Raw genomic sequence first — 23758 nt, forward strand, 5'->3', positions numbered from 1 at the left:
CCTGCATCATGCGCGACGGCAGGGGTTTGCACCAATGCTTTCGAGGGCATCGATTGATCACACTGAGTCATGAATAAACCGAGCCACCGGCCACTTTCGCTGGATTTCCTGCGCAGCTTCGAAGCCGTCGCCCGCCGCCTGTCGTTCAGCGCCGCGGCCGAAGACCTGCACCTGACCCAGCCGGCGATCAGCCGCCAGATCAAGAGCCTGGAGGAGGAACTCGGCACCTCGCTGTTCAACCGCGGCACGCGCCGCGTCGAGCTCACCAGCGCGGGCCACAGCCTGCTGCGTGCCGTCGAGCCGATGCTCGGCCGGCTCGACGCCACGGTGCGGCAGATCCGCATCGCGCAAGGGCGGGCGCAGATCAGCCTGTCGACCTTCCCGTCGTTCGCCACGCTGTGGCTGATGCCGCGCCTGACCGACTTCGAGCGCCGCCACCCGGGCATCGACATCCGCCTGTCGGCCACCGACCGCCTGGCCGACACCGACGACCCCGATCTCGACCTGCTGCTGCGCCACTGCCGCCCCGAGCAGGCCCCGCCCGGCGCCGAGCGCATGTTCGGCGAGGTGCTGACCCCCGTCGTCGGCGCCCGCATGGCCGATGCCATCGCGCGCGGCGACGCGCCGCCGCTGAGGCAGCCAGCCGACCTGGCCGAGCACACCCTGGTCGAGGTCGAGGACCACACGCCGAGCGCGCCGACGCTGGCCTGGCCGGTGTGGCTGGCGGCGCAGGGCGTGGCGCACCTCGAGCCGCGCCGCTGGTACAGCGTCAACTTCAACCACCAGCAGATCCAGGCCGTGGTGGCCGGCCAGGGCGTAGGCCTGGCCTGGCTGCCGATGGTGCACGACGCGCTGGCCCGCGGCGAGCTCGTCGAGCCCTTCGGCACCCGGCTGCGGCTGCGCTCGCCCTACGCCTACTGGCTGGTCCCGCTGGATCACGCGGGCAGCCGCGCGCCCCGGCCCGAACTGGCCGCGCTGCTCGATTTCGTGCGCCAGCATGCGGCCGTCACCCGGCGGGCGATCGGCGAGGGGGAAGTCGGTCAGTGATGCGCGGGCGTCATCGCCGCCATCACAACTCGGCATCACCGGCGCCCGTGTCGGCGTCTAGCATGGCGGGCCCTCTCAACACCTCGACCGCGCCATGCAGCTCTACATCGGCAACAAGAACTACTCGTCCTGGTCCATGCGCCCCTGGGTCGCACTGCGCCAGTTCGGCATTCCCTTCAAGGAAGTGATGCTGCGCTTCGACGGCCTCGGCCCGGAGTCGCGCTTCAAGCAATCGCTCGCCAAGGTCTCGCCGGCAGGCACGGTGCCGGTGCTGGTCGACGACGGCTTCGCCGTCTGGGACACGCTGGCGATCGCCGAGTACCTGGCCGAGAAGTTCCCCGCGCACGCGCTGTGGCCGCGCGACGTGAAGGCCCGTGCCCGCGCGCGCAGCCTGTGCGCCGAGATGCACGGCGGCTTTCGCGCGCTGCGCTCGGCCTGCTCGATGAACATCGAGGCCTCGCTGCCGGCGATCGGGCAGCGCATCTGGGCCGAGCAGGCCGCCGTGCGCGACGACCTCGCGCGGCTCGTCTCGGCCTGGGAAGACGCGCTCGCCGCGTCCGGCGGCCCGTTCCTGTTCGGTGCCTTCAGCATGGCCGATGCCTACTTCGCGCCCGTGGTCAGCCGCATCCGCACCTACGGCCTGCCGCTGCCTGCCGACGCGGCGGCCTGGGCCGAGCGTGTGTGGGCGTCCGACGGCGTTTCCGCCTGGGTCGCCGAGGCCCTGGCCGAGCAGGATTTCGTCGACTTCGACGAGCCTTACCGCCGCTCCCGCGCCGATTGAGTACAGTGCCCGCATGCTCCGTTCTCCCCTGGCGCGCGCTGCTGCCGTCTGCCGCGCCGCGCTCGTCGGCGCGGTGCTGGCCTGTGCCCTGGCACCGCTGGCCGCGCAAGACCGCGATGACCCGATCCGCGCCGCGCGCGAGGCCTTCGGCAAGAAGGACAAGCTGCGCCTGGCCACACTGCGCGCCCAGGTGCTCGAGGCCAAGCACCCGCTCGCACCCTGGGTCGACTACTGGGAGCTGAACACCCGCCTGACCGAGGCGCGTGTCGACGAGGTCGAGGCCTTCTACCGGCGCTGGCCCGGCAGTTATGTCGAAGACCGGCTTCGCAACGACTGGCTGCTCGAGCTTGGCCACCGGCGCGACTGGGAGAACTTCAGCCGCGACCTGCCGCGATTCAGGATGAACGACGACCGCGAGGTCGCCTGTTACGCCCGGGTCGCCGAATTCCTGGCGCCGAACGCCGGCCCGCAGGCGGCCGCCTCCCAGGCCGCGGGCGCGCTGGTGCTGCCCTCGCCGGAGTTGCGCGATGCCGGCAAGCGCGCCTGGATGGCCCAGACCCTGCCCGACGAGGGTTGCCAGCTGCTCGCGCAGACCTTCTACGACGCCAGGCTGATCACCGGCGACGAGGTGCTGCGCAAGCTGCGCCACGCGACCGAGCACAACCGGGTGAAGCTCGCACGCCAGACCGCAGCGCTGCTCGGCGAGCCGGCGGCCAAGGCGGTCGGCGAGCTGTTCGACAACCCGGCCCGCTACCTCGCGGCCAAGGCCAGCAACATCGGCCACCTGCGCATGGAGCTGGCCTCGCTGGCGCTGGCGCGCATGGCCGCGAACGACACCGACACCACCGCCCGGCTGCTCGATGACCGCTGGGCCGCCGAGCTCGGCGCCGAACACGGCGGCTGGGCCTGGGCCCAGCTGGCCAAGCAGGCCGCGATGGCGCTCAAGCCCGAGGCGGTCGACTACAGCCGCAAGGCCTGGGATGCCCTGGCGAAGAGGGATCGCGCGCAGCCCGACTGGAGCGACGAGACGCTCGGCTGGATGGCCCGCGCCGCCCTGCGCAGCCAGCGCGACGGGGCCGAACGATGGCGCCTCGCCCAGCGCGCGATCGACGCCATGAGCGCCACCGAGCGCAACGACCCGGCCTGGCAGTACTGGCGCGCCCGCGCGCTGCAGGCGCTGGCCAAGCCGGGGGAGGCCGGCGACGCGGCGCGCGCCGAAGCGCGCCAGGCGCTGCTGGGCCTGTCCGACCAACTCCACTTCTACGGCCTGCTCGCCGCCGAGGACCTGGGCAGCCCCCAGGCGCTGCCGGCGCGCGGCACCCCGCCGAGCGAGCCCGAGCGCGTGGCCGCCCGCGCCCTGCCCGGGCTGCAGCGTGCGCTGGCGATGATCGACGCCGGCCTGCGCAGCGAAGGCGTGCGCGAATGGAACTTCACGCTGATCGGCATGAGCGATCGCGAGCTGCTTGCCGCCGCGCAGATCGCCTGCGAGCGCGAGGTCTGGGACCGCTGCATCAACACCAGCGAGCGCACCAAGGCCGAGGTCGACATCGACCAGCGCTTCCCGCTGCCGATGCGCAGCGACGTGCTGGCCAAGGCGAAGGACATCGACCTCGACCCGGCCTACGTCTACGGCCTGATCCGGCAGGAGTCGCGCTTCGTGATGAGCGCTCGCTCGGCCGTCGGCGCATCGGGCCTGATGCAGATCATGCCGGCCACGGCGAGGTGGACCGCCAGGAAGCTGGGGCTGGATTTCAAGCCCGCGATGCTGTCGGACCGCGACACCAACCTGAAGCTCGGCACCGCCTACCTGAAGCTGGTGCTGGACGATGCCGGCGGCTCGCAGCCGATGGCCGCCGCGGCCTACAACGCCGGGCCGAACCGGCCGCGCCGCTGGCGCGAGGGGCCGGTGCTCGAGCCGGCGATCTGGGCCGAGAACATTCCGTTCAACGAAACACGCGACTACGTCAAAAAGGTCTTGACCAACGCCACGGTCTACGCGAGCCTGATGAGCGGCAAGCCGGCCTCGCTGAAGGCGCGGCTGGGCGCACCGATCGGGCCCCGCACGGCGAGCGCGCCGCCACTGGACCCGGAATTGCCCTGAAAGCGCGCAGGAGGCTGCCATGGCGGAACCTGCAGAGATCCGATTTGCCAGCGGGCACGGCGCACCGCCCGGCTACTGGCTGCTGCTCGGCGGCACCGGCTTCGTCGGCCGCACGCTGGCCGAGATGCTGTGCCGGCCCGGGCACGACGAGGGCCCCTGGCTGCTCGCGCCGACCCGACACATGGGGCATGGCCTGGCCGCGCTCGGCGCCTTGCCGCGGGTCGACGTGATCGAGGCCGACCTGTACGACGACGTGGCGCTCGCGCGGCTGGTCGCCGGCGCCGCGGCGGTCGTCAACCTGATTGGCATCCTGCACGGCAGCGACGATGACTTTGAGCAGGTGCATGTCGCGCTGCCGCGCCGCCTGGCCGCCGCCTGCCACACCGCCGGCGTGCGGCGGGTGGTCCACATCAGCGCGCTGGGCGCCACGGCCGACGCGCCTTCGCGCTACCTGCGCAGCAAGGCCGCCGGCGAGGCCGCCTTGCGAGAGGCCGGCCTCGACCTGACGATCCTGCGCCCCTCGCTGATCTTCGGCGCGGGCGATCATTTGCTGAACCTGTTCGCCGCCGTGCAGCGGCTCGCGCCGATCGTGCCGCTGGCCGCGGCCGATGCGCGCTTCCAGCCGGTCTGGGTGGACGATGTGGCCGAGGCCCTGGCGCGCTGCCTCGCGCGGCCCGAGACCATCGGCCAGACCTACGAATGCACCGGCCCCGAGGTGATGACGCTGGCCGAGCTGGTGCACGCGGCCGGCGAATTCAGCGGCCACCCGCGCCCGGTGGTGGCGCTGCCGCCGGCGGTGGCGAAGCTGCAAGCGCTGCTGATGGAATGGCTGCCCGGCGAGCCGCTGATGACGCGCGACAACCTGGCCTCGATGCAGGTGCCGAGCGTCGCCCACCCCGGCATGCCGGGGCTCGCGGCCCTGGGCATCCAGCCGACGCCGCTGGCCGCGGTGGCGCCCGGGGTGCTGGGCGGTGGCGCCGGCAGCGCACGCCTGGGCAGCTACCGCGCCCACCACGAATGAAGCGTTACATCGTCGGCGGCGCAGTGCGCGACGCGCTGCTGGGCCGCCCGGTCAACGACCGTGACTGGGTCGTCGTCGGCAGCACGCCCGAGGCCATGGTGGCCGCCGGCTACACCCCCGTCGGCAAGGATTTCCCGGTCTTCCTGCACCCGCAGACGCACGAGGAGCACGCGCTGGCGCGCACCGAGCGCAAGACCGCGCCGGGCTACCGCGGCTTCGTCGTGCATGCCGACCCGGCGGTGACACTGGAAGACGACCTGCGCCGCCGTGACCTGACGATCAATGCCATCGCCCAGGACGAGCACGGCGCGCTGATCGACCCCTACGATGGCCGGCGCGACCTGGAGGCCAAGGTGCTGCGCCACGTCAGCGAGGCCTTCGCCGAAGACCCGGTGCGCATCCTGCGGCTGGCGCGCTTCGCCGCCCGCTTTCACGATTTCAGCGTCGCGCCAGAGACGATGGCGCTGGTGCGGGAGATGGTCGAGGCCGGCGAGGTCGACGCGCTGGTGCCCGAGCGCGTCTGGCAGGAGCTGGCCACCGGCCTGATGGAGCCCAAGCCCAGCCGCATGCTGCAGGTGCTGCGCGAGGGCGGCGCGCTGGCGCGCCTGCTGCCCGAGGTCGAACGGCTGTACGGCGTGCCGCAGCCCGAGGCGCACCACCCCGAGGTCGACACCGGCCACCACCTCGAGCTGGTGCTGGACCAGGCCGCGGCGATGGACGCCCCCTTGACTGTGCGCTTCGCCTGCCTGTGCCACGACCTGGGCAAGGGCACGACGCGGCCTGACGAGTGGCCGCGCCACATCGGCCACGAGGGCCGCAGCGAACGGCTCGCGCGTGCGCTGGCCGCGCGGCTGAAGGCGCCGACCGAGGCGACCGAGCTGGCGGCGGTGGTGGCCCGCGAGCACACCAACATCCACCGCGCCACCGAACTCGGCCCGGCCGCGCTGCTGCGGCTGATCGAGCGCTGCGATGCCTTCCGCCGCCCGGAGCGCTTCGCCCAGGCCCTGCTCGCCTGCGAGATCGATGCGCGCGGCCGGCTCGGGCTGGAGCAGCGCGACTACCCGAGCCGCCCGCTGCTGACCCGCGCCTTCGAAGCGGCCGCCGCCCTGCCGACCGCCGACGTCGCCGCCGCCGCGATGGCCCGCGGCGCGCAAGGCGAGGCGATCGCGAAGGCGATCCACCAGGCGCGGGCGCAGGCCATCGCCGCGGCGCTGGCGTGCGAATCCGGCGCGTGAGCCGCGTCGGTGAGGGCCATCACAGACGATGCAGCCGGTCCCCCTCGGCGAAGCCAATCGGCTCGAAGGCCAGCCCCGGCGTCGCGAAGCCGATCACCTTGAAGAGCTCTCCCATCTCATGCTCGGTGATGAGCTTCTGCGCCATCGCCCGCTCGCGCAGGTCGGCCGCCTCGAGCAGCGGCGCGATGCCGCAGTTGATCAGGAAGCGCGCCTGGCTGGTGTAGCCGATCACGTCGAGGCCGGCGTCCTGGGCGGCGATCGCGATGCCCGTGAAGTTGACGTGGGCGGTGATGTCCTTCTGGCCGGGGTCTTCGAGGGGGTCGGCATCGGACAGGTGGGCCCGGTGGCACATCAGCGTGCCGCCCACGCGCTGCGGGTGGTAGTACTCGGCTTCGGGAAAGCCGTAGTCGATGAAGAAGGCCGCGCCCTCGGCGAGGTGGCCGGCCAGGCTGGCGACGAAGGCCTCGGCCTGGGCGTGGATCTCGGTCACCGTGCCGGGCAGGAACGGCCCCTCGTGCGGCGGCCGCAGCCCGGTCGGCCGGTCTTCGAAGGCGAGGCCATCGCCACGGCATGCGACGCCGCGCTCTTGCCACTGCGCGCCGTCGAAGTGCAGCAGCTGCACGGGCATCGCATCGAGCACTTCGTTGCCGAGCACCACGCCGCGCATCTGCTCGGGCCAGCGCTCGGCCCATTGCACGCGCTCGCCGAACCTCGCCAGCCGCGCCTGCTGGCGCGCGCGCAGCTCGGCCGAGACCTCGATGATGGTGTAGCGGGCAAAGGCGTGGCCCATCGCCGCCAGGCCATCGAGCACCGATTCGGCCAGTGCCCCCGAGCCGGCGCCGAACTCGAACACCTCGTCGGCATCGGCCCGCTCGAGCACCTGGGCCACCTGCGCGGCCAGCGCGCGGCCGAACAGCGGCGAGAGCTCCGGCGCGGTGACGAAATCGCTGCCGTCGGCCGGCATGCGGCCGAGCTTGACCCGCGCATTGGCGTAGTAGCCCAGGCCCGGCTCGTACAGCGCGAGCGCCATGTAGCGGTCGAAGGGCAGCCAGCCGCCCGCCTCGGCGATGGCCGTGCGAATGCGCGCCAGCAAGGCGTCACCGCCGCCGTGGGGGGCGCCCGATACACTGAAGGCTTCGCGTGCTGGCATCGGCCGATTGTAGGAAGCGCGCCCTGCCCTCACCCTTTCCAACCACCCCCATGATCGACGCTCCGCCGCTGGACTGCGTGGTGATCGGCGCCGGCCCGGCCGGTTGCAGCGCCGCGTCCTGGGCCGACCAGATGGGCCTGCGCGTGGCCGTCGTCGACCGCGCCGCCGCGCCCTGCGCCACGCTGGCCGCGCTCGACTTCGCGCAGGACTGGGTGCTCGGCCACCCGCAGGAGCCGCTGCGCTCGATCGGCACCCGCCTGGCCTCCCATGTGCGCCAGCGGCCCGGCATCGCCTGGCAGCTCGGGACCACGGTGAACGGGCTCGTGCGGCGCGCGGGCGGCTGGGAGGTCGCCCTGGCCGATGGCCAGGCCCTGCACGCGGCCGCGCTGATCGTCGCGACCGGCGTGCGGCCGCTGCGCCCCGCGGCCTATTTCGCCGGCGACGCGGTGCCGATGGACGCCCTGGCCTTGACGGCCCGGCGCGCGACACTGCCGCCAGGGCGCGTGCTGCTGCTGGGCGGCGGCGACAACGCGCTGGAAAACGCCAGCTACCTGGCCGAGCGCGGCCATGCCGTCACGCTGTGGACGCGCGGCGACTGGCAGGGCCAGGCGGGGCTCGTCGCCGCGCTGGCGCGCTACCCGGCCATCGTGCAACGGCGGCACACCCCCGTGCCCGGCACGCTGCGCCCGCTGCCGGGCGGTGGGTTCGAGACCCGCTCCGAGGCCTTCGGCACCGAGGCCTTCGACGCCGTGGCCGTGCTGTTCGGCTACGAGCCCGAGCCCGCGCCGTGGGACTGGTTGAACCAGGCCCTGGCCTCGGCCGACGAAACGCATGCGCCGCTGCGCCCGGGCCAGCCGAGCGAGGCGCTGGGTGTCTACGTGGCCGGCGATGCCGCGGGCCGCTGGCACCCGTGCGTGCAGACGGCCCTGGCCGACGGCGTCGTCGCGGCGCGGCAGGTGGCGGCGTTCGTGCACCCCGACACCGGGGCGCGCGCGGCGGCCACGTCCAAGGCCCCGCTGTCGATGCTGAACAGCCAGATCCTGCAGCTCACCGGGCTGCGCTTCGGGGCCAACCTCGGCGTGCTGGCGCACGAGCGCGACGGGCCGCAGCCGATCCAGGTCGACGCCGAGCTGAACCTCGGCGAGCAGCCCGCCCTGCCGCGCGACGCGGAAATTGCGCACGTGCTGGACTACCGCAAGGTGCGCCAGATCATCATCGACGAGTGCACCGCCGAGCACACTGACCTGCTCGAATCGCTGCTGGCCAAGCTGTGCGTGCGGCTGATGCGCCTGCCCGGTGTGCTGGGCGTGCGCATCCGCGTGGCCAAGCTGAAGATTTTTGATGACTGCGAGGTCGCCATCCGCTGTGAAGCAGGCGTGTGGTGACGACGACCATGGATACAAGCACGACGATGACCGAGGCAACGGCCTCCACCACGGCCGCCGAGAAGAAGGCCGCCTTCGAGATCAACAAGCTGAGCAAGCGCCTGCACCGCCAGGTCGGCCAGGCGATCGCCGACTTCAACATGATCGAGGACGGCGACAAGGTCATGGTCTGCCTGTCGGGCGGCAAGGACAGCTACGCGCTGCTCGACATCCTGCTGAACCTGCAGCAGCGCGCCCCGATCCGCTTCGAGCTCGTCGCCGTCAACCTCGACCAGAAGCAGCCGGGCTTCCCGGCCGAGGTGCTGCCGAACTACCTGCGCTCGCGCGGCGTGCCCTTCCACATCGAGACGCAGGACACCTACTCGATCGTCAAGAAGCTCGTCCCCGAGGGGCAGACGATGTGCAGCCTGTGCTCGCGGCTGCGCCGGGGCATCCTCTACCGCGTCGCCAAGGAGCTGGGCGCGACCAAGATCGCGCTGGGCCACCACCGCGACGACATGGTGGTCACGCTGCTGATGAACATGTTCTTCGGCTCGCGCATCAAGGGCATGCCGCCGAAGCTCGTCAGCGACAACGGCGAGCACGTCGTGATCCGGCCACTGGCCTACGTGGCCGAGACCGACCTCGAGCGTTGGGCCGCGCACCGCCGGTTCCCGATCATCCCGTGCAGCCTGTGCGGCAGCCAGGAGAACCTGCAGCGCGTGCAGACCAAGAAGATGATCCGCGAGTGGGACAAGGCCTACCCCGGCCGCATCGACAACATGTTCAGCGCGATGGGCAACATCACGCTGTCGCACATGATGGACCGCTCGCTCTATCCGTTCCAGACGATCCGCGCGACGGGCCGGCCCGACCCCGCCGGCGACAAGGCCTTCGATGAGGACGACGAAAGCTGCGCCACGCCGGCCGGCGGCGTCAACTCGGCTGAACCGCAGGTCGTTCAATGGGGTCTGACGCAGCAGGTACCGGCCTTGCCGGTGGAACCACAGGAGTGAGCCGATGAACACCACTGTCCGCCCCGCCGGCCGCGACGCTGCCCGCTGGAGTTGCGCCGTCGGCGCGGTCCTGATGGCGGCCTCGCTCGCCGGCTGCGCCTCGCTCAAGACCTTGACCAGCGAGGTCAGCACCTTCGGCAACTGGCCCGCCGGCCGGCCGGCCGGCAGCTACGTGATCGAGCGCCTGCCCTCGCAGCAGGCCGCGCCCGGCGGTTTGCAGGCGGACGTGGAACAGGGCGCGCACCAGGCCTTGCAGACGGCGGGCTTCGCCCCGGCCGCCCCCGGCGCGCAGCCCGATGTCGTCGTGCAGATCGGCGCGCGCGTCACCCGCTACGACCGCTCGCCCTGGGACGACCCGCTGTGGTGGCGGCCCTATGGCTCGCGCTGGATGGGCCCCGGCTGGCCCGGCGTCTGGGGCCCGTACGGCCCGTGGCGCTGGCGCACCGAATCGAGCGAGTACCAGCGCGAGGTCGGCCTGCTGATCCGCGACAAGGCCTCGGGCCAGCCGCTGTACGAGGCCCGCGCCCGCACCGATGGCATCACTGCCGGCGGGCCGCAAGTCATCGCCGCGATGTTCTCGGCCGCGCTGAAGGACTTTCCGAAGGTCCAGAACGAGCCGCACGACGTGGACATCCAGCTGCCGTAGTTGGCGCGGCGGCGGGCAGCTGGTTCATTCAAGAGGCCGGCGCGTAACAGCGTGTTGATCGTTGCCCCGATCTGACGGCGCGGGCCGCCGTTCATCGTCCGAGTGGGCGAGGCCTGGCAGTTCCAGACTGCCGCGGTCCCACTCGAGCCCGCGAACCGATGAACGCCGATGCCCTCGAGCTGGCCCTGCCCCGCCTGGAATTCGGCGTGACGGCCAGCTTCCACTATCTCTTCGTCCCCTTGACCCTGGGCCTGGCGCTGGCGCTGTGCCTGATGGAGGCGGCGCATGTGCGCACCGGCCGCAGCGTGTGGGCCGAGGCGGCGGACTTCTGGCGGCGCTTCTTCCTGCTGGCCTGGGTGGTGGGCATGGTCACCGGCTACCCGTTGCGCTGGCAGCTGCAGTCGCACTGGCCGGGCTATTCGGAGGCCGTTCACGAGGTGCTGGCCGCCGTCATGGCGCTCGAGGCCTGGATCGCACCGCTGATGCTGTCGCTGGTGGCCGTGCTCAGCCTGGCCGGCAGTCGGCTCGGGCCGCGCACCCGCCTGGCCTCGAGCGTGCTGCTGCTGCTGGCCATGGCCACACAGGCCGCCGGCATCCTGACGATGAACGCCTGGATGCAGCACCCGGTGGGCGTGGCCTTCACGGCCAGCGGGGCGCAGCTCGTCTCGCTGTGGGATGTGTTCGCCAATCCGTATGCCCATACCAAGATCGCCCACACGCTCGCCGCCAGTGTGGTGACCGGGGCCTTCTTCATGCTCGCCGCGGCAGGCGGCTACTTGCTGCGGCAGCGCCATCTGCCGGTGGCGCGCGTGTCGATGCGACTGGCCCTGCCCATGGGGGTCGTCGGCCTGGCCGCCACCCTGTACACCGGGCACGACAGCGCGCTCGACGTCGCGCGCTTCCAGCCGATGAAGTTCGCGGCGATGGAGGCACACTGGAAGGCCGACGAGGACGGCGCGCCGCTCGTGGTATGGGGCGCGCCGGACCTCGAAGCGCAGGCCAACCGCTGGTCGCTCGAACTGCCGCACGCGATGGGCCTGCTGGTGGGCGACGCGTCACCACCCGGCGTGAGCGACCTGCTGGCCGGGTCGAAAGCGCAGATCCGCCGCGCACTCGCGCCCGATGCGCCGGCCGAGCTGGCCATGTGGCGCACGCTTTACCAACAGGCGGCCCGCCGGCACGCCGCCGCGTGGCCCGGCCTGTCGGACGAAGCCCGCCTCGACCTGGCGGCACGCCAGAGCTGCCCGAACGTGCCGGTGTTGTTCACGGCCTTTCGCGTCATGGCCGGCATCGGCGCCCTGCTGCTGGTGCTGCTGGCCCTGGCCTGGCGCCAACGGTTCACGTTCGAAGCCGGCCCCGACGGGCGCCGCGTCATGGTCTGGCTGATGGCGGCCCTGCCCTTGCCGTGGCTGGCCACGCTCAGCGGCTGGCTGGTCGCCGAGGCGGGGCGGCAGCCCTGGGTCGTGTACGGGCAGTTGTTGACGGCCGAGGCCGGGGTGCCGGCAGCGGCCGGCGGCGCGGCAGCGCTTGCGGCCCGGCTGGCCGCCCTGGCGCTGCTGGGCGGCGCGTTCGCGTTCACCGCGGCATGGCTGTGGCGCCGCGGGCCGGGGCCGTTGCCCTGGCCCGGCTTCGCGGCGCTGCGCCCGAGCCTCCGATAATCCGGGCGTATCGAGCCGGCGCTTCGGTCGCCGGTTCGGCGTTTTTCCGGACGGAGATTTCCATGGCGTTGAACGTCGTCATCATGGCCGCGGGCAAGGGCACCCGCATGCACTCGGCCACGCCGAAGGTCCTGCACAAGCTGGCCGGCCGGCCGCTGCTGCAGCACGTGCTGGACCGGGTCGCGCCGTTGGCGCCGGTGCGCTGCGTGGTGGTCACCGGCCACGGCGCCGAACGCGTCGAGCAGCTCGTCGAGAAGGTCGTCGGGGGGGCGGGCGTGTGCGTGCGCCAGGAGCCGCAGCTCGGCACCGGCCACGCGGTGCAGCAGACCGTGCCGGCGCTGGACGATGCGGCCGAAACCACGCTGATCCTCAACGGCGACGTGCCGCTGATCGGCAGCGACACCGCCGCCGCGCTCGCCGCGGCCGCGGGCAGCCAACGCCTCGCGCTGCTGACGGTGACGCTGGCCGACGCGACCGGCTACGGCCGCATCGTGCGCGACGGTGAATCCGTGCGCGCGATCGTCGAGCACAAGGACGCGACACCCGAGCAGCGCACGATCCGCGAGGTCTACACCGGCATGATGGCCGCGCCGACCGCGCTGCTGAAACGCTGGGTGATGGCGCTGACGAACGACAACGCGCAGCGCGAGTTCTACCTGACCGACATCGTCGCGATGGCCGTGGCCGATGGCGTGCCCGTCGTGGCCACCGCGGCGCACGACGAGACCGAGGTGCTGGGCGTCAACAGCCCGGCGCAGCTGGCCGATCTCGAGCGCCGGCTGCAGCGCCGCCAGGCCGAGGCGCTGATGAACGCCGGCCTGCGCCTGATGGACCCGGCGCGCTTCGACCTGCGCGGCACGCTGCGGCACGGGCGCGACGTCGAGATCGACGTCAACTGCATCTTCGAAGGCCAGGTCGAGCTCGGCGACGAGGTGCGCGTCGGGGCAAACTGCGTGATCCGCAACGCGCGCATCGCCGCCGGCGCGGTGATCCACCCTTTCACCCACATCGAGGGCGACGGGCCGGGCGACAAGAGCGTGCAGGTCGGCGCCAGCGCACTGGTCGGCCCGTTCGCGCGGCTGCGGCCCGGCGCGGTGCTGGGCGACGAGGTGCACATCGGCAACTTCGTCGAGGTCAAGAACTCGACGCTGGCCCGCGGTGCGAAAGCCAACCACCTCGCCTACCTCGGCGACGCCACGGTCGGCGCGCGCGTCAACTACGGCGCCGGCTCGATCACTGCGAACTACGACGGTGCGAACAAGCACCGCACGGTGATCGGCAACGACGTGCACGTGGGCAGCAACTGCGTGCTGGTCGCGCCGATCACGATCGGCGACGGCGCGACGATCGGCGGCGGCTCGACGATCGCCAAGGACGCGCCGGCGGGCCAGCTCACCGTGGCCCGCGCGAAGCAGGTCAGCTTGGCGGGCTGGCAGCGCCCGAAGAAGTCTCCGAAATAAGCAACCTGGCGAGCACCTCCGGCTGCCCCGCCAGCTCGATCGGCAGGTAGACCGCGTCGGCACCAGCCTCCTTCAGCCGCCGTGCCTGGGCGCCGAGGTCGAACACCGCAACTGGCCGGCCCGATTCGGCCGCTGGCGTCAGCACATAGCAGAAGGTCTCGGGCCAGACCGAAGGCAGCAGGATCAGGTCCGGCGCCAGCTCGGCGATGCGCGCGGCCAGCGTCGCATCGTCGTAGCGGCCCAGCACCGTCACGCCGGCGGCACGCAGCGCGGCGTCGTCGGGCGAGTAACCCAGCAGTGTGAAGTGCAGCCTGGCGTCGGCCGCGGCGCGGCTCCTGGCCAGGCCCCGCAGCACGTCGAAGCCCTTGATCACGCTGAGCGCGCCGATCACCAGCACCTCGTGCACCGGGGTGCGCACCGGCGGGCTGGCCGGCAGGTGGATCGGCTCGTGCGGCTCGACCTGCAGTTGCACCGCGGGGAAGTAGTTGGACAGCCGGCCCGCGACGTCCTGATCCGGCACGATCACCCGCTGGGCGCGCTTGAGCAACTCGGCGTTCGCCGCCCGCCAGGGCCCGATGCGGCCGGCGGCGCGGCCGAGCTCGTCGCGCTGCAGGCAGCGGTTGCAGGTGTCGCGGTCCGGCTCGCCGCAGTAGCGGCCGCTCGCGTCGACCAGGTTGATGCGCGGGCAGATCGCGTGGTAGTCGTGCAGCGTGACCTGCAGCGGTGCGCCGATCGCCTCGCACAAGGCCACCAACTGCTCTCGCAGCAGCCGCGGGTGGTCGACCAGGTGGTGCAACTGCACCTCGCGCACGCCGAGCAGGCGCAGCAGGTCGGCCAGCAGCGGCGCGATCGGCAGCGCCTGCAGCGCCGGCAGGTCGAGCGTGCCATCGAGCATGCCGAGCGCGACGCAGCCACGGCGGCGCGAGGGCCGCAGCGCCACCGCGCCGAGGCCGCGTTCGGCGCGCAGCCGCGCGGCGGCCTCCGCCTCGTGGCGCGCGGTCCCGCCGCCGCGGGCGTGGTTGATCATCAGCACGACGCCGCCGCCGGGGGCCGCTTCGGCCGCGCGCCTCAGCCGCCCCGCATCGAGGCGGGCGCGCTCCGGCGCCAGCGGATCCTGCGCGATCCAAGCGTCGATGCGCTGCTGGTAATCGGGGTGGTGCTGCAGCAGCACCGCAATGCCGGCGCGCGTGCGCTCGCTGGCCTCGGCGGCAAAGCTCACCGAGCCCTGGTGCAGCACGTACACATCACTGGCCACCAGGTGCCGCCAGCCGACGGCGTGCGCGCGCAGGCACCAGTCGTTCTCTTCGCCATAGCCACGGCCGAAACGCTCGACGTCGAGCACGCCGATCGCGTCCAGTGCCGCGCGGCGCATCCACATGCAGAAGCCCACGCCGGTCGGCACCTCGACGTGCCGGCCCCGGTTGGCCTCGGCGGCCAGCGCGTCGAGGGCGGCGTCGTCGACTTCGAGCCGTTCCCAGTTGCTGTGCAAGGGCCGCGGGTAGCTGCAGACGGTGGCGTTGTTCGACAGCGGCGTGATCGACGCCGCGCGCGGCACGGCCTGCGCATGGGCCACGAGCCGGTCGAGCCAGCCGGGGTGCACACGCGTGTCGGCGTTGAGGATCACCGCATCGCGGTCGCCGTGCAGCGCGAGGCCGACGTTGACGGTCGCGACGAAGCCGCGGTTGCGCTCGTTGACCAGCAGGCGGACGAGCCCGAGCGCCGCCAGCTCGCGCAGGAAGGCCGACAGCGCCGGCTCGGGGCTGCAATCGTCGATCACGACCAGCTCGAACGGCGTGTCGACCGGCGACGCGAGCACGCTCCACAGGCAGCGCAGCGTTTCCTGCGCGCCGGCGTAGACCGGCACGATCACGTCGAGCGTCGGCGCGGCCGCCGGCTTCGGCAGCGTGCGCCAGGGCGCCAGGTCGAGGTAGTCGCGACCGTCCAGCCGCGCCGGCACCGACCAGGGCAGCGCGCCGGGCTCGAGCGGTTGCGCCTCGGCGGGCAGCCCGTCGAGCAGGAAGCGCTGCAGGGGGTCGATCGGCGGCGCGCCGGCCTCGCCCGCGCGCCCGGCCGCGAGCCGCTGCAGCAGGCCCTGCCGCGTTCCGCCGGTCGGCTCGAAGCGCGGCGCCGGTCGGCGGCGCTCCTGCCAGCCCCAGTTGACGAAGTGGGTCAGCGGGTCGATGCCGCTGTCGCGAACGTCGGCGTTCGTCGCGAGATAGTGCGCCGGATCGAACCAGGCGCAAGGCGACAGCCCGCGGGCCCGGCCGACCAGCGCGTAGTGCAGCAGCCGGTTGATGCCCGGGTGACGACGGCCTTCGAGCTGGCTGCCGTAGTGGCGCGCGTCGAACAGGATCATCGGCACCAGCGAGCGCGCGTCGCCCTGCTCGACATAGTGGCGCAGCGCCGGCCCGCCGGCGCGCTCGGCCGGGCTGATCTGCTGGTCGTAACAGGCCTTGTCGAACAGGCCGGTGGTACGCGTCAGCATGATCTCCCAGCGGGTGGCCAGGCCCGCCAGGCGGGACTGCCGGCGCAGCCAGACCAGCCAGGCCAGTGCCCGCGCGGCGTTGGCCGGCTGCTGCAGCCACGAGCCCAGGCGCCCGTGCGGCACGATGCGAAAGGGCTTGCGCGAGCGCTCGGCGCCGCCCACCACGGCTTGCGGGTCCGCCCGCAGCCAGAGCGCCACCCCCGCCGCCTCGGCCACCACCGCCAGCGCCTGGCGCGCGGCATCGTCGATGCGCCCCAGCTCGCCGGCCCAGGCCAGGTGTTCCATCGCCAGCAAGGCCTGCTGGCTGCGCTGCGGCCCGTCGTCCAGCGCGAGCGCTTCGTCCAGGCGCAGCGGCAGTGCCGCGCGCGGCAAGGCCCATTCCGGCCCGATCGGGCCGCCTCGGCCCTCGACCTGCAGCATGAGTGCCTCGGCCCCCGGTGCGTCGCGCCACAGCACGCCGGGCACCTCGAGCTCGAAGCCGACCTCGTCGCTGGCCAGGTTCAGCGCCGCGGCGACGTCGCCGCGCGACACGCGCCGCAGCGCCACCTCGTAGCGCCGCTCGCCGCAGCGAAGGCGCAAGGCCTCGCGTGCATCGGGGCGGTCGGCGAGCCAGCCCGTCAGCACCAGGCCGCGCCAGCCTTCGACATGGCCCGGAACGGGCAGCGCCGGCGCGTCGGCCGGCGCGGCCCGCTCGGTCCACTTCTGCGCCTCGTCGAGATGGGGGTGCAGGGCCGCCAGCGCGGCCTGCGCGCGCACCGTGTCCGGTGCCTGCGCCAACTCGGCCATCAGGGCGCGCAGGCCGGCCGCCGTGGGCTGCCAGGGTGACCTGACCAGCGGGCCCGTGTCGCCGATGCGCAGCGCCATCTCGGCGCCCGGCTCCGCCAGCGCGGCCCAGATGGCCAGCGGCAGCTCGAATTCGAAGCCCAGGTTCGCCGCCGGCGGCGGCAGGCCGAGCGCCCGCAGCACATCGGCCCGCGAGATGCGCCGCGGCGCCAGCGCGAAACGCTGGCCGCCGCAGACCAGCTCGATGCGCTCCTGGCCGGGCGCCTGCGGATCGAAGGCCCAGCCGGTCACCGTCGTGCCGGCCATCTTCTCGATCACCAGGCGGGTGGATCGTGTGGCAGCAGGCGCGAGGGTGTGGTCGGTCGAAACAGGAGCGGGCGTGGAAGCGTCGGCGGGCATGGCTCGCGGCGTGACCTGGAAGTAGCGCTGCGGCGACGGCCGCGGCGTGCCTGATCGATTCTCGGCGATTTCTGTACGCAGGCCGCGCCCGCACAACGCGCACAATACGTCCCTCCCGCGGCCTGCCCGCGCTACGCCCAAGCCATTTGAGTCCCACGACTTCTGCCAACCGCTCGTTGCCAGCGCTTGCAACGCTGACCCTGGCGGCCCTCGGCGTCGTCTACGGCGACATCGGCACCAGCCCGCTCTATGCGCTGAAAGAGGTGTTCCACGCCGGCCACGTCGCGACGACACCGGTCAACATCCTCGGGGTCCTGAGCCTGATCTTCTGGACGATGACGATCATCGTCTCGCTGAAGTACGTGCTGCTGATCCTGCGCGCCGACAACAACGGCGAAGGCGGCCTGATCGCGATGCTGGCGCTGGCGACGACCGCCGTGAAGCAGCGCCCGACGCTGCGCCGCACGCTGATGGTCGTCGGCCTGTTCGGCACCGCGATCTTCTACGGCGACGGCGTCATCACGCCGGCGATCTCGGTGCTGTCGGCGGTCGAGGGCCTGCAGGTCGTCGCGCCGGGCATGCACGAGTGGGTGATCCCGATCACGCTGGTCGTGCTGACGGCGCTGTTCGCGGTGCAGCGCTTCGGCACCGGCGGCATCGGCAAGTTCTTCGGGCCCATCACGCTGGTCTGGTTCTTCGCGCTGATCGCGCTCGGGCTGCCGCACGTGTGGGCCAACCCCGGCGTGCTGATCGCGCTGAACCCGGCCTATGCGCTGAGCTTCTTCATCACCCAGCCGCTGGTCGCCTTCATCGCGCTCGGCGCCGTCGTGCTGTGCGTGACCGGCGGCGAAGCGCTGTATGCCGACATGGGCCACTTCGGCCGACGGCCCATCCGCATCGCCTGGTACGGCCTGGTGATGCCGGCGCTGGTGGTCAACTACTTCGGCCAGGGCGCGCTGCTGCTGTCCAGCCCCGACGCGGTCGAGAACCCGTTCTACCTGATGGCGCCGGAAGGCCTGCGGCTGCCGCTGGTCTTCCTGGCCACGGGCGCGACGGTGATCGCCTCGCAGGCGCTGATCTCGGCGGCCTTCTCGGTCACCAAGCAGGCGATCCAGCTCGGCATCCTGCCGCGCATGACGGTGCGCCACACCTCAGTGCGCGACACCGGCCAGATCTACGTGCCGTTCATCAACTGGAGCCTGTTCACCTTCATCGTGCTGGCGGTGGCGCTGTTCAAGAGCTCGTCGAACCTGGCCTCGGCCTATGGCATCGCGGTGACGATGGACATGACCATCACCACGGTGATGACCTTCTACGTCGTGCGCTACGGCTGGAAGTACCCGCTCGCGCTGTGCCTGCTGGCGACCGGCTTCTTCTTCGTGATCGACGTGACCTTCTTCCTGTCGAACACGCTGAAACTGCTGGCCGGCGGCTGGTTCCCGCTGGTCATCGGCGCCGGCATGTTCGTGCTGATGCTGACCTGGAAGCAGGGCCGCGCGATCATGCACGAGCGGGTGCGCAACGAGGCGATCGAGCTCAAGGGCTTTCTCGAGGCGGTGTTCGTCAGCCCGCCGGTGCGCGTGTCGGGCACCGCGGTGTTCCTGGTCGCCGAAGAGGGCCTGGCGCCGAACGCGCTGATGCACAACCTGAAGCACAACAAGGTGCTGCACGAGCACAACCTGTTCGTCCACGTGCGGCACCACGAGGTGCCGTGGATCGGTTTCGACAAGCGCCTGACGATGGAATCGCTCGGCCACGACTGCTGGCAGATCACGCTGAACTTCGGCTTCAAGAACGACCCGGACGTGCCCGAGGCACTGCGCCTGCTCGAAGGCCGCGGCGTGCCGATGGAAGAGATGGAGACCAGCTACTTCCTCAGCCGCGACACGGTGATCCCGACCTTCGGCGACGGCATGGCGATGTGGCGCGAGAAGCTCTTCGCCAGCATGCACCGCAACGCGGCCGACATGGCCGACTTCCTCTCGCTGCCGTCGAACCGCATCGTCGAGCTCGGCGCCAAGGTGGAGATCTAGACGCCGGCAAGCGCGTGCAGCCGGTCTGCCGCGGCCTTGGGCAGTTTGCCGGCCGCGCCCACCGCCACCGGGCCGGCGAGGATCGCCTCAAACACCTGCCGCACCTCGTCGCGGCTCACCGCCTCCAGCGCCGCGCGACGCTCGGCGCGTGAGCGCACACGGCCGAAGGCGAACAGGTCCAGCACCGCGTCTTCCAACCGGCGTGACGGGCGCTCCCAGGTCTGCAGCCGCCGCACGGCGATCTGGTTGCGGGCCCGCTCCAGGTGCAGCGGGGCGATCTCCGCGGCGTGCGCGCGCAGCAGGCGCTGCACCTCGTCGGCAAAGGCCGGCAGGTGCGTGGGTGTCATCGAGGCTTCGATGACGAACTGGCCCGCGAGGTCGTCGAGGTCGGCCGAGCAGGCCGCGTAGTAGACCAGGCCGAGCCGCTCGCGCAGCGTATCCATCAGCGGCGAGCTCATGCCTTCGCCGAGCACGGCGGCGGCCAGCTGGTGCGCGGTGTGCGCGGCGTCGGTGACCGGCGGCGCCGCGAACCCGAGCACGACGTGGGTCTGCTGGTTGCCGGCGATGCGGCGCAGGCCCAGCCCGCCTTCGAACGTGGGCGGCGCCACGAGGTTGGGCGTGCCGCGCGGCATGCTGCCGAGCGCGGCCTCGGCCTCGCGCACGAGCGTGTCGCGGTCGATCCGGCCGGCGGCGGCGACCACCGTGTTGACGCCGCTGTACTGCTGGGCCACGTAGGCTTGCAGCTGCTCGCGCGTGAAGGCCTCGATGTTGCGCCGCCGGCCGATCACCGGCTGGGCCAACGGGTGCGTGCCCCAGCAGGCCTTGTCGAACAGCTGGAACGCCGTGTCGAAGGCATCGTCCTCGGACTCGGCCAGCTCCTGCAGGATGACCTGGCGCTCACGCTCCAGCTCGTCCGCCGGGAAGCTCGAGTCGCGCACGATCTCGCCCAGCATGCGCACGAACAGCGGCGCGTGCTCGGCCAGGCCGCGCATGTGGTAAGCCGTGTGGTCCTTGTCGGTGTGAGCATTGACCTCGGCGCCGAGCCGTTCGGCGTCCAGGTTGATCTGCTGGCAGTTGCGCTCGCTGGTGCCCTTGAAGGCCATGTGCTCGGCGACGTGGCTGATGCCGTTCAGGCGACGGCTCTCGTTGCGGCTGCCGGTGCGCACGAAGACGCTGACGCTGGCGCTGTCGAGCTGCGGCAGGTCGATCAGCAGCACGCGCACGCCGTTGGGCAGCGAAATGATGGTGGTGTCGTTGTCGGTCATGTTGAACCGCGCAGCTTAGCCTGTGCGCCCGCCCCGCTATGCTCGCCGCCCATGCACGCCCCCATGCGCAACCCATTACGTGACCTGTCCTTGTCCGCCGTCGTGGCCGGCTTCGTCGCCGTGCTCGTCGGCTTCACCAGCTCGGTGGCCATCGTCTTCGCCGCCGCGCAGGCGCTGGGCGCGAACGCGGCCGAAACCGCGTCGTGGATCTGGGCGCTCGGCCTGGGCATGGGCATCACCAGCCTCGGCCTGTCGCTGTATTACCGCCAACCGGTGCTGACCGCCTGGTCGACGCCCGGCGCGGCGCTGATCGCGGCAACGCAGGGCATCGCGCTGCCCGAGGCGACCGGCGCCTTCGTGGTCTGTGCGCTGCTGATCACCGCAGCCGGCTACTCGGGGCTGTTCGAGCGGGTGATGGGCCGCATCCCGATGGCCATCGCCGCGGCCCTGCTGGCCGGCGTGCTGGCCCGATTCGCGCTCAACGCGGTCACCGCCGCGCAGACCGCGCCGGTGCTGGTGATCGCGATGGCGCTGGCCTACCTCGCCGGGCGGCGCTGGTGGCCGCGCTACGCGGTGCCCGGCGTGCTGATGGCCGGCATCGCGGTGGCGGCGGCGCAGGGCCACATCCACCTCGACGGGGTCAGCGTCGCCTGGACCCGGCCGGTGCTGACGATGCCGGCCTTCAGCCTGGGCGCGCTGGTCGGCATCGGCTTGCCGCTGTTCGTCGTCACGATGGCCTCGCAGAACCTGCCTGGCGTGGCCGCGCAGCGCGCCTCGGGCTACGACACCCCCGTCTCGCCGGTGGTCGGCGCCACCGGCGTGGCCAGCCTGCTGCTCGCCCCCTTCGGCGGCTACGCGCTGAACCTGGCGGCGATCACCGCCGCGATCTGCATGGGCCGCGAAGCACACGAAGACCCGGCCCGGCGCTACACCGCGGCCGCCATGGCCGGCGTGTTCTACATCGCGCTCGGCCTGGCCGGCGGCGCGGTCGCCGGGCTGATGGCGGCGTTCCCGCGCGAGCTGGTCGACGCGGTCGCGGGCCTGGCGCTGCTCGGCACGATCGCCGGCGGGCTGGCCGCGGCGCTGAAGGACGAACACCACCGCGACGCCGCGCTGCTGACCTTCGTGGTCACGCTGTCGGGGCTGACGCTGGCCGGCATCGGCTCGGCGTTCTGGGGCGTGGTCGCCGGGGGCGTCGCGATGGCCTTCCAGCGGCGCCACCGCTGACGCGCCGAGGCCGGGTTCTTGCTCGGTCGCCGGCGGGTCAAACCGAATATTCCTCCGCAGGGCGGTCCCTACACTGTCTGGTTCCGCGCCGCCCGGGCGCGAGTTGCCGAGGAGACCCCGCATGAACCCAGCCACCCACGTGCTCGTCGTCAGCGCCGACGAGGAATGGCGCGCGCAGGTCGTGCAGGGCTTGAACGGCGCCGCGGCGCGCCTGCCCAACCCCTTCGGGCTGATCGCCGTCGCCTGCCCGTGCGACGGCAGCGCGCTCGAGGCGGTGCTGGCCGCCGGGCCGACGCAGGCCGACCTGCAGGTCGTGCTGATCGACCACGGCCCGCGCGGCGCCAAGTCGACGGGCGCCCCGGCGGTCAACACGGCCCAGCGCATCATCGAGGCGCGGCCCGAGCTGTCGTTGTACATGGTGCTGGAAGACGATACCGACAAGCTGCTGGTCGAGCAGCTCGCGAGCGATGCGGTCGACGGCTACTTCTTCCGCGGCGAGCACGATTTCAATGGCTGGTTCCGCATCGTCGCGGCCGAGGTCGCCGAGAAGGCCGAGACGCCGTTCTACGACGCGCTCAAGGCCTACGTCGCACAGGCCAAGGACAGCTGGCACACCCCGGGCCATGCCGGCGGCGACTCGTTCAAGGGCAGCCCCTGGGTCGGCGACTTCTACGATTTCGTCGGCGAGCAGATGCTGCGCGCCGACCTCTCGGTCAGCGTGCCGATGCTCGACTCGCTGCTGCACCCGACCGGCGTGATCGCCCAGTCGCAGAAGCTCGCCGCCAAGGCCTTCGGCGCGAAGAAGACCTACTTCGCGACCAACGGCACCTCGACCTCGAACAAGGTCATCTTCCAGACCCTGCTGGCCCCCGGCGACAAGCTGCTGCTGGACCGCAACTGCCACAAGTCGGTCCACCACGGCGTGATCCTCTCGGGCGCGCGGCCGGTGTACCTGGATTCGTCGGTCAACCGGCAGTACGGCATCTTCGGCCCGGTGCCGAAAGCCACGCTGCAACGCGCCATCGAGGCCCACCCCGATGCCAAGGTGCTGATCCTCACGAGCTGCACCTACGATGGCCTGCGCTACGACCTCCAACCCATCATCGAGATGGCGCACGCGGCCGGCATCAAGGTCATCGTCGACGAGGCCTGGTACGGCCATGCGCGCTTCCACCCCGAACTGCGGCCGACCGCGCTGGAGTGCGGCGCCGACTACGCGACGCAGAGCACGCACAAGGTGCTGTCGGCCTTCTCGCAGGCCAGCATGATCCACGTGAACGACCCGGCCTTCGACGAGCACCTGTTCCGCGAAAACTTCAACATGCACGCGTCGACCAGCCCGCAGTACAACCTGATCGCGAGCCTGGACGTCGCGCGCAAGCAGGCGGTGATGGAAGGCTACCGGCTGCTCGACCGCTCGCTGAAGTTCGCCCACGAACTGCGCGAGAAGATCAACGCCACCGGCGCGTTCCGCGTGCTGGAGCTGGTCGACCTGCTGCCCGAGGAGGTCCAGCACGACGGCATCCGGCTCGACCCGACCAAGCTGACGATCGACATCTCGCAAAGCGGCTACTCGGCCGACGAACTGCGCGACGAGCTGATCGGCCGCTACAACATCCAGGTCGAGAAGAACACGCACAACACGCTGACGCTGCTGCTGACAATCGGCACCACGCGCAGCAAGGTCTCGCGCCTGTTCGACGCGATGCTGCGCCTGGCCAAGGAGAAGCGCGCCCCGCGCGCCTATGTGCGCGTGCCCGAGGCGCCGCGTTTCACCGAACTCGCCTGCCTGCCGCGCGACGCGTTCTACGAGGCCGGCGAGCGGCTGCCGCTGTTGAACGAGCAGGGCCAGCCGAACGCCGCACTGACCGGCCGCGTCTGCTGCGACCAGATCGTGCCCTACCCGCCGGGCATTCCCGTGCTGGTGCCGGGGCAAGTCATCGACGCCGGCATCGTGGCCTACCTGGCGCGGCTGCTGCAGACGCAGAAATCCATCGACCTGCACGGGCTCGCGCTGGTCGACGGCGAGATGCACCTGCGGGTGCTCAGCGAGGCGGAGCGCGCGGCGTTGCCGGCGCGCTGAGCCA

At 72.0% G+C, this 23758-nt stretch carries 16 protein-coding genes and 1 pseudogene; 14 read left to right on the forward strand and 3 right to left on the reverse strand.

The annotated features are described in order from the left end of the window. Positions 1–69 precede the first annotated feature (69 nt). The 5 genes from VJ693_RS21650 (at position 70) to VJ693_RS21670 (ending at position 6185) form a co-directional block, all read left to right on the forward strand. Positions 70–1047, forward strand: a complete 978-nt coding sequence (locus VJ693_RS21650; RefSeq protein ID WP_324157625.1) for a LysR family transcriptional regulator — start codon at positions 70–72, stop codon at positions 1045–1047. A gap of 94 nt (positions 1048–1141) precedes the next feature. Beyond that, entirely contained in the window at positions 1142–1828 is a 687-nt protein-coding gene (locus VJ693_RS21655; RefSeq protein WP_324157626.1) for a glutathione S-transferase family protein, read from the forward strand. A gap of 13 nt (positions 1829–1841) precedes the next feature. Next, complete coding sequence (locus VJ693_RS21660) at positions 1842–3929, forward strand: lytic transglycosylase domain-containing protein (protein ID WP_324157628.1); 2088 nt, start codon at positions 1842–1844, stop codon at positions 3927–3929. 19 nt (positions 3930–3948) lie between these two features. Next, the gene (locus VJ693_RS21665; protein WP_324157630.1) at positions 3949–4950 is read left to right on the forward strand and encodes a complex I NDUFA9 subunit family protein; all 1002 of its coding nucleotides are present in this window, start codon (positions 3949–3951) and stop codon (positions 4948–4950) included. Continuing rightward, positions 4947–6185, forward strand: a complete 1239-nt coding sequence (locus VJ693_RS21670) for a multifunctional CCA addition/repair protein (RefSeq protein WP_324157631.1) — start codon at positions 4947–4949, stop codon at positions 6183–6185. Before VJ693_RS21665 ends, VJ693_RS21670 begins: the two co-directional genes overlap by 4 nt. 19 nt (positions 6186–6204) lie before the next feature. Here the strand turns inward: VJ693_RS21670 and VJ693_RS21675 are convergent, their stop codons facing one another. Next, entirely contained in the window at positions 6205–7335 is a 1131-nt protein-coding gene (locus VJ693_RS21675) for a class I SAM-dependent methyltransferase (protein ID WP_324157633.1), read from the reverse strand. Positions 7336–7385: 50 nt separating this feature from the next. Here VJ693_RS21675 and VJ693_RS21680 point away from each other — a divergent pair. From VJ693_RS21680 to glmU, 6 genes and pseudogenes are all read left to right on the forward strand, one after another. Further along, positions 7386–7922, forward strand: a pseudogene (locus VJ693_RS21680) (FAD-dependent oxidoreductase); the annotation flags it as partial. Positions 7923–8357: 435 nt separating this feature from the next. Beyond that, positions 8358–8720, forward strand: coding sequence for a dihydroneopterin aldolase (locus VJ693_RS21685; RefSeq protein ID WP_324157754.1), 363 nt, complete (start codon positions 8358–8360; stop codon positions 8718–8720). 26 nt (positions 8721–8746) lie between these two features. Beyond that, positions 8747–9715 carry a tRNA 2-thiocytidine(32) synthetase TtcA gene (gene ttcA, locus VJ693_RS21690; protein ID WP_324157635.1) on the forward strand — a complete coding sequence of 323 codons (969 nt, stop codon included), beginning with the start codon at positions 8747–8749 and terminating at the stop codon, positions 9713–9715. 4 nt (positions 9716–9719) lie between these two features. Next, positions 9720–10361 (forward strand): DUF4136 domain-containing protein, encoded by a 642-nt coding sequence (locus tag VJ693_RS21695; protein WP_324157637.1) that lies wholly within the window; start codon positions 9720–9722, stop codon positions 10359–10361. 158 nt (positions 10362–10519) lie between these two features. Next, positions 10520–12019: a cytochrome ubiquinol oxidase subunit I gene (locus VJ693_RS21700; RefSeq protein WP_324157639.1), complete on the forward strand. Its 1500-nt coding sequence runs from the start codon at positions 10520–10522 to the stop codon at positions 12017–12019. Between the two features lie 62 nt (positions 12020–12081). Beyond that, complete coding sequence (gene glmU, locus VJ693_RS21705) at positions 12082–13479, forward strand: bifunctional UDP-N-acetylglucosamine diphosphorylase/glucosamine-1-phosphate N-acetyltransferase GlmU (RefSeq protein WP_324157641.1); 1398 nt, start codon at positions 12082–12084, stop codon at positions 13477–13479. On the opposite strand, the gene VJ693_RS21710 is transcribed toward glmU, so the two are convergent. Next, positions 13436–17146 (reverse strand): glycosyltransferase, encoded by a 3711-nt coding sequence (locus VJ693_RS21710; protein ID WP_324157643.1) that lies wholly within the window; start codon positions 17144–17146, stop codon positions 13436–13438. The two genes, glmU and VJ693_RS21710, sit on opposite strands and share 44 nt — an antisense overlap. Before the next feature lie 176 nt (positions 17147–17322). Between VJ693_RS21710 and VJ693_RS21715 the strand changes: the two genes are divergently transcribed. Continuing rightward, complete coding sequence (locus VJ693_RS21715) at positions 17323–19179, forward strand: potassium transporter Kup (RefSeq protein WP_324157645.1); 1857 nt, start codon at positions 17323–17325, stop codon at positions 19177–19179. Here the strand turns inward: VJ693_RS21715 and VJ693_RS21720 are convergent. After that, positions 19176–20444, reverse strand: a complete 1269-nt coding sequence (locus tag VJ693_RS21720) for a pitrilysin family protein (protein ID WP_324157647.1) — start codon at positions 20442–20444, stop codon at positions 19176–19178. The genes VJ693_RS21715 and VJ693_RS21720 overlap by 4 nt on opposite strands. 63 nt (positions 20445–20507) lie before the next feature. Between VJ693_RS21720 and VJ693_RS21725 the strand changes: the two genes are divergently transcribed. Both VJ693_RS21725 and VJ693_RS21730 read left to right on the forward strand, forming a co-directional pair. Beyond that, positions 20508–21671 carry a benzoate/H(+) symporter BenE family transporter gene (locus VJ693_RS21725; RefSeq protein ID WP_324157648.1) on the forward strand — a complete coding sequence of 388 codons (1164 nt, stop codon included), beginning with the start codon at positions 20508–20510 and terminating at the stop codon, positions 21669–21671. A 121-nt stretch (positions 21672–21792) separates the two neighbouring features. Further along, positions 21793–23754: an aminotransferase class I/II-fold pyridoxal phosphate-dependent enzyme gene (locus VJ693_RS21730; RefSeq protein WP_324157650.1), complete on the forward strand. Its 1962-nt coding sequence runs from the start codon at positions 21793–21795 to the stop codon at positions 23752–23754. The last annotated feature ends 4 nt before the right edge of the window (positions 23755–23758 follow it).

This window comes from Ideonella sp., assembly GCF_035254525.1.
Classification (GTDB): Bacteria; Pseudomonadota; Gammaproteobacteria; order Burkholderiales; family Burkholderiaceae_C; genus Ideonella.